The sequence below is a fragment of the Algoriphagus sp. genome (genome assembly GCF_024642405.1).
Lineage (GTDB): Bacteria > Bacteroidota > Bacteroidia > Cytophagales > Cyclobacteriaceae > Algoriphagus.
The window spans coordinates 1-7,483 of the sequence record NZ_JAHEBC010000186.1 but is presented as its reverse complement, the minus strand read 5'-3'; the positions used below and the strand labels follow the sequence as shown (position 1 = coordinate 7,483).

The 7,483-nt window shown below is 39.2% G+C and carries 2 protein-coding genes; both read left to right on the top strand.

All coding sequences use genetic code 11. The features are described from left to right. Positions 1-3,718 (top strand): DNA-directed RNA polymerase subunit beta (rpoB, locus tag Q0L68_RS13415; RefSeq protein ID WP_296704049.1); only part of this gene is annotated, 3,718 nt, incomplete at its 5' end. A 50-nt stretch (positions 3,719-3,768) separates the two neighbouring features. Next, on the top strand, positions 3,769-7,483 hold a 3,715-nt coding region (gene rpoC / locus Q0L68_RS13410), incomplete at its 3' end, for a DNA-directed RNA polymerase subunit beta' (protein ID WP_296704047.1).

Sequence of the window (7,483 nt, the reverse complement as noted above, 5' to 3'; positions counted from 1 at the left end):
ATTTGCCGAAAACTTCCCAATCAGTGATTCCCGTGAAAACTTCACTTTGGAATTTATTGATTATGCAGTAGATCCTCCTAAATATAGTGTAGGAGAATGTATTGATAGGGGTTTGACATATTCTGTCCCTTTAAAGGCAAAACTTAGACTTCTTTGTCACGATGAGGATAATGAGGATTTCGAAACCATTGAGCAAGAGGTTTTCTTGGGGAACCTTCCCTACATGACTGAGAAGGGATCCTTTGTAATCAATGGTGCAGAAAGAGTTATCGTTTCTCAGCTGCATAGATCTCCTGGTGTGTTCTTTGCTCAAAGCAAGCATACCAATGGAACAAAGCTCTATTCAGCTAGAATTATTCCTTTTAAAGGTTCCTGGATTGAATTTGCTACCGACATAAACAATGTCATGTATGCTTATATCGATCGTAAAAAGAAATTCCCGGTAACTACTTTGCTTCGAGCAATTGGTTATGGTTCTGATAAAGATATCCTAGACCTTTTTGGTTTGTCTGAAGAGGTTTCTGCTACCAAAAATGCTTTGAAAAAAGCTGCAGGCAGAAAACTAGCCGCAAGGGTACTTAGGACTTGGGTAGAAGATTTCGTTGATGAAGATACTGGTGAAGTGGTTTCCATCGATAGAAATGAGGTATTGCTAGAACGTGATACTGTCCTTACGGAAGAAGATATTTCAATGATCTTGGATTCAGGCTCTAAGAGCATCATTCTCCACAGGGAAGATGTTAATATTGCTGATTTCTCTATCGTTTATAATACATTACAGAAAGATAATTCAAACTCTGAAAAAGAGGCAGTTGAGGTTATCTATCGTCAGTTGAGAAATACTGAAGCGCCAGATGAAGCAACAGCAAGGGAAGTAATTCACAGCTTATTCTTTTCTGATAAGCGTTATGATCTTGGTGAAGTTGGGCGTTACAGAATCAACAAAAAATTAGGTCTCGATATTGAGTCAGAGAAAATTGTTTTAACCAAAGAGGATATTATTTCTATCGTGAAATATCTGATTGGTTTGATAAATTCTAAGGCAGTAGTCGATGATATTGACCACTTAAGTAATAGAAGGGTTAGAACAGTTGGAGAACAACTTTACAGCCAATTCGGTGTGGGTCTTGCCAGAATGGCGAGAACTATCCGGGAAAGAATGAACGTACGTGACAATGAAGACTTTAAACCAGTCGATTTGATCAATGCTCGTACACTTTCTTCCGTAATCAATTCCTTCTTCGGAACGAATCAGCTTTCTCAGTTCATGGATCAGACTAATCCATTGGCGGAGTTGACTCACAAAAGAAGACTTTCAGCTTTGGGCCCAGGTGGTCTATCTAGAGAAAGAGCAGGATTTGAGGTTCGAGATGTTCACTATACGCACTACGGTCGTCTTTGTACAATCGAAACTCCTGAAGGTCCAAATATTGGTTTGATTTCTTCTCTTTGTGTTCATGCGAAAGTGAATTCAATGGGCTTCCTGGAAACACCTTACAGAAAGGTGAAGGATGGGAAAGTTAATATGGATCGGGGTGAGATTGTATTCCTTACTGCAGAAGAAGAGGATGATAATAATATTGCGCAGGCAAATGCTCCTTTGGATGACAAAGGAAATTTCCTAAATGAGAAGGTTAAAGCAAGATTTGAAGGTGATTTCCCAGTTCTAGAACCAAGCGAAATCAGTTATATGGATGTTGCTCCTAATCAAATTGTTTCTGTAGCAGCTTCTTTGATTCCTTTCTTGGAACATGATGATGCAAACAGAGCCTTGATGGGATCAAACATGCAGCGTCAGGCAGTTCCATTATTGAAAGCAGAAGCTCCGATTGTTGGAACAGGTCTTGAAGCGAAAGCCGCAGTTGACTCCAGATCTTTGATTATTGCAGAAGCTGATGGTATTGTTGATTATGTGGATGCTAGGAAAATTACCATCAAATATGATCTTTCAGATGATGAATTATTAGTCAATTTTACCGACGAATATAAATCTTATGATCTGATCAAATTCAGAAGAACTAACCAGGATACTACCATAAACCTTACTCCTTTGGTGTTAAAAGGTCAAAAAGTGGTAAAAGGTCAAGTTCTTGTGGAAGGTTATTCAACCAACGAAGGGGAACTTGCTTTAGGTAAGAACTTGAAAGTGGCATACATGCCATGGCAAGGATATAACTTTGAAGATGCGATTGTAATTTCTGAGCGAGTTGTTCGTGAAGATGTATTTACATCCATACACGTAGAAGAATTCCAACTTGAAGTAAGAGATACCAAACGTGGAGAAGAAGAATTAACTTCTGAAATTCCAAACGTTTCTGAAGAAGCTGTAAAGCATTTGGATGAAAATGGTGTTATCAGAATTGGTGCAGAAGTAAAAGAAGGTGATATTATCATCGGTAAGATTACTCCAAAAGGCGAAACTGATCCTACTCCAGAAGAGAAGCTATTAAGAGCTATTTTCGGTGACAAAGCCGGTGATGTTAAAGATGCGTCTTTAAAAGCATCACCTTCATTAAATGGTGTAGTAATTGAGACAAAACTTTTCGCTCGTCCTAAAAAGGATAAAGATGTAAGAGTTAAGGCTAAGGCAGAAGTTGAAAAGCTTAAAGCCAAATATTCAAAAGACCTATTGGGTATCAGAGCTCGAATGATCAATAAATTGGTCACACTTCTTGATGGAAAAACATCTTTAGGAGTGAGACATAAGTTTGGTGATGAGATTATTAGCAAGGGTGTTAAATTCAATTTGAAGAATATTGAAAACAACTTATTCCCAGCTAAAAATCCTTACAGAGACGAGAGTAACTATAATGTACCAGAAGAAGCTAATTTGATTTCTGATATCATTTTAGATGATTGGACAGATGATGCTCACACCAATGATTTGATTGTTAAATTGGTTAAGAACTATACCAATTCAAGAAATGAAATATCAGGTCTTTTCAAAAGAGATAGATTTACATTGGAAGTTGGGGATGAACTACCAGCCGGCATTGTGAAACTTGCAAAAGTTTATGTAGCTAAAAAGCGTAAACTTAAAGTAGGGGATAAGATGGCAGGTCGTCACGGAAACAAAGGTATTGTAGCTCGTATTGTTAGAGACGAAGACATGCCTTTCCTTGAGGATGGAACTCCAATGGATATTGTATTGAATCCTCTAGGCGTACCTTCCCGAATGAATATCGGTCAGATTTTCGAAACTGTACTTGCATGGGCAGGTCAGGTTTTAGGTAAGAAATATGCTACACCAATATTCGATGGAGCTTCTATGGAAGAAGTTTCACACGAATTGGAGTTGGCAGGAGTTCCAGCTTATGGAAGAACTTACCTATATGACGGTTTATCCGGGGTGAAATTCGATCAGCCAGTAACAGTCGGCGTTTCATACATGTTGAAACTTGGTCACTTGGTGGATGACAAAATGCACGCAAGATCAATTGGTCCATATTCTTTGATTACACAGCAACCATTGGGTGGTAAAGCTCAATTTGGTGGACAGCGTTTCGGAGAAATGGAAGTTTGGGCACTGGAAGCATTTGGTGCATCACACGTACTTCAGGAAATCCTGACAGTTAAATCAGATGACGTAATCGGTAGAGCAAAAGCTTATGAAGCTATTGTGAAAGGTGAAAACCTTCCTAAACCTAACATTCCTGAATCTTTCAATGTATTGGTTCATGAATTAAGAGGTTTAGCTCTTGAAATTACCCTGGATTAATTTAGCTCATTAGGGCTTGCAAGAGCCCTTTACATATCTTTCAAAAAACTATGGCGTTCAGAAAAAATAAAAAACTTAACATCGATTTTTCCAGAGTCACCGTTAGTTTGGCTTCTCCAGAATCTATTCTGGATAGTTCAAACGGTGAAGTGACCCAGCCAGAGACTATCAATTACAGAACTTACAAGCCAGAGATGGGCGGTTTGTTCTGTGAAAGAATCTTTGGTCCGGTTAAAGACTGGGAATGTCATTGTGGCAAGTACAAGCGCATCAGGTATAAAGGTATTATCTGTGACCGCTGCGGTGTAGAGGTTACAGAAAAGAAGGTAAGAAGAGAGAGAATGGGGCACATTGAGCTGGTTGTACCAGTTGCTCATATTTGGTATTTCAAATCTTTACCTAATAAAATCGGTTATCTTCTAGGATTACCAACTAAAAAACTTGATCAGATTGTTTACTATGAGCGTTATGCCGTAGTACAGCCAGGTATCAAAGCTGAAGATGGGGTTCAATATTTAGACTTCCTTACTGAAGATGAATACTTGGATATCATGGATAAGCTTCCTAAGGAAAATCATATGCTTGATGATGATGATCCAAATAAATTTATCGCCAAAATGGGCGCTGAAGCTTTGGAAATGTTGTTGGCAAGAATAGAACTAGATGAACTGTCCTATGCACTTCGTCACCAAGCGGCAACTGATACTTCTCAGCAGAGAAAGGCGGAAGCGCTTAAAAGGCTTAAAGTAGTAGAGGCATTTCGTGATGCTAGAACCAGAATCGAAAACCGCCCTGAGTGGATGGTAGTGAGAATGGTTCCTGTGATTCCACCAGAATTAAGGCCTTTAGTTCCTTTGGATGGTGGTAGATTTGCTACCTCTGATTTAAATGATCTTTACAGAAGAGTTATCATTAGAAATAACCGTCTGAAGAGATTGATTGATATCAAAGCTCCTGAGGTGATTTTGAGAAACGAAAAGAGAATGCTTCAGGAAGCTGTTGATTCCCTATTCGATAATTCAAGAAAAGTAAATGCGGTAAGATCTGATGGTAACCGTGCCTTGAAATCCCTTTCTGATATGTTGAAAGGTAAGCAAGGTCGATTCCGTCAAAATCTGCTCGGTAAGCGTGTGGATTACTCCGGTCGATCTGTGATTGTTGTAGGTCCAGAATTGAAGCTTCACGAGTGCGGTCTTCCTAAAAATATGGCGGCTGAACTTTTCAAACCTTTTATCATTAGAAAACTAATCGAAAGAGGTATTGTAAAAACGGTAAAGTCTGCCAAGAAAATAGTGGATCGTAAAGATCCAGTGGTTTGGGATATTTTGGAAAACGTATTAAAAGGACATCCTGTTCTTCTTAACCGGGCTCCTACTCTTCACAGATTAGGGATTCAGGCGTTCCAGCCAAAATTAATTGAAGGAAAAGCAATCCAGCTTCACCCATTGGTTTGTACAGCATTCAACGCCGATTTTGACGGTGATCAGATGGCGGTACACGTGCCACTTGGACATGAGGCGATTTTGGAAGCTTCTACTTTAATGCTTTCTGCTCATAATATTCTTAACCCAGCCAATGGTGCTCCTATTACTGTACCATCTCAGGATATGGTATTAGGTCTATATTATGTTACAAAAGGCAAAAAATCAACTCCAGAAGAACCAGTTCCAGGTGAAGGAATGACTTTCTATAGTACTGAGGAGGTTGTTATTGCCTTGAACGAAGGTGTGATCTCTAAGCATGCGAATATCAAGTGCAAGGTAAACGTAAGAGAGGCTGACGGTCAAATTGTTGAAAAAATTATAGATACTGTTGCAGGTAGATTGATTTTCAATCAGTTTGTACCAGAGGAAGTAGGTTATGTAAACGAACTGCTTACGAAGAAAAAACTTCAGCAAATAATTGCTCAAGTAGTCAAAGTATGTGGTATTGCAAGAACTGCTAAATTCTTGGATGATATTAAGCATCTTGGTTTCCAAAGTGCATACCAAGGAGGATTATCCATGGGCCTTAATGACGTTATTATTCCTGAAGAAAAAGAGCCAATGATCGCCAAGGCGAAAGAAGAGGTAGATCAGGTTTGGAATAACTACCTCATGGGTCTAATCACTGATAACGAACGTTACAATCAAGTAATTGATATCTGGACTCGAACCAACTCTCATTTGACTAATAATCTGATGAAGCAGATGGAAGAGGATAAGCAAGGATTCAATGCTATCTATATGATGATGCACTCAGGAGCCCGTGGTTCAAGGGAGCAGATTCGTCAGTTAGGTGGCATGAGAGGATTGATGGCAAAGCCACAGAAAAACCTTCAAGGTTCTGTTGGTGAAATCATCGAAAACCCGATCTTATCCAACTTTAAAGAAGGTCTTGATGTATTGGAATACTTTATTTCAACTCACGGTGCACGTAAAGGTCTTGCAGATACAGCATTGAAAACAGCTGATGCTGGATATTTGACACGTCGACTTGTGGATGTTGCTCAAGATATGATTGTAACAGAAGAGGATTGTGGTACTTTGAGAGGACTTAATGTTCTTCCATTGAAAGACAATGACGAAATCGTTGAGCCACTTTCTGAAAGAATTCTAGGTAGAGTTTCTGTTCATGATGTATATGATCCATTAACAGACGAGCTAATTATTCCTGCAGGAATAGAAATCTCTGATGAGATAGCAGCAAGAGTAGATGAGTCTGCTATTGAAGAAGTTGAAATCAGATCAGTCTTGACTTGTGAAACCAGGAGAGGAGTATGTTCTAAGTGTTATGGAAGAAACCTAGCAACTGGATATATGGTACAAAATGGTGAGTCAGTAGGTGTTATTGCTGCACAATCCATTGGTGAGCCAGGTACTCAGTTGACTTTGAGAACGTTCCACGTAGGGGGTACAGCTTCTAACATGGCAGTTGAGGCTAGTATTACAGCTAAGTTTGAAGGTATTGTTGAGTTTGACGATGAGTTGAGAATGTTGGAAACTACCAACAAAGACGGAGAACCAGTTACTGTAGTAATGGGTAGATCAGGAGAAATCAAAATCAATGATGCAAAAACCGGAAAGACTTTAGTTTCTAATCATGTTCCTTATGGTGCATTGTTAGCTGTGAAAGACGGACAGAAAATTGCTAAAAATGGTGCTCTATGTAAGTGGGATCCATATAACGCGGTAATTCTTTCTGAATTTGATGGTAAAATCGATTTTGAAGCAATCGTAGAGGGAATCACTTATAAAGAAGTAGCTGATGACCAGACTGGTTTCCGTGAGAAAGTTATCATCGATACTAAAGATAGAACTAAGAACCCAGCTATTATTGTAAACTATGGCGATGAGTCAAAATCTTATAATATTCCAGTAGGTGCTCACTTAGCCGTTGAGGTTGGAGAAAAAGTGAAAGCTGGTCAGGTATTGGTGAAAATCCCAAGATCTGTTGGAAAAACAAGAGATATCACTGGTGGTCTTCCAAGAGTTACAGAATTGTTCGAAGCACGAAACCCATCCAACCCGGCTGTGGTTTCTGAAATTGACGGTGTAGTAACATATGGTGGTATCAAGCGTGGTAACAGAGAGATCATTATCGAATCTAAAGATGGTGTGATCAAGAAATACATGGTATCCCTATCGAAACACATTCTGGTTCAGGAAAATGACTTTATCCGTGCAGGTGAGCCATTGTCTGATGGAGCTATCACTCCAAATGATATTCTTGCGATCAAAGGTCCAACTGCTGTTCAGGAATACTTAGTTAATGAGATCCAAGAAG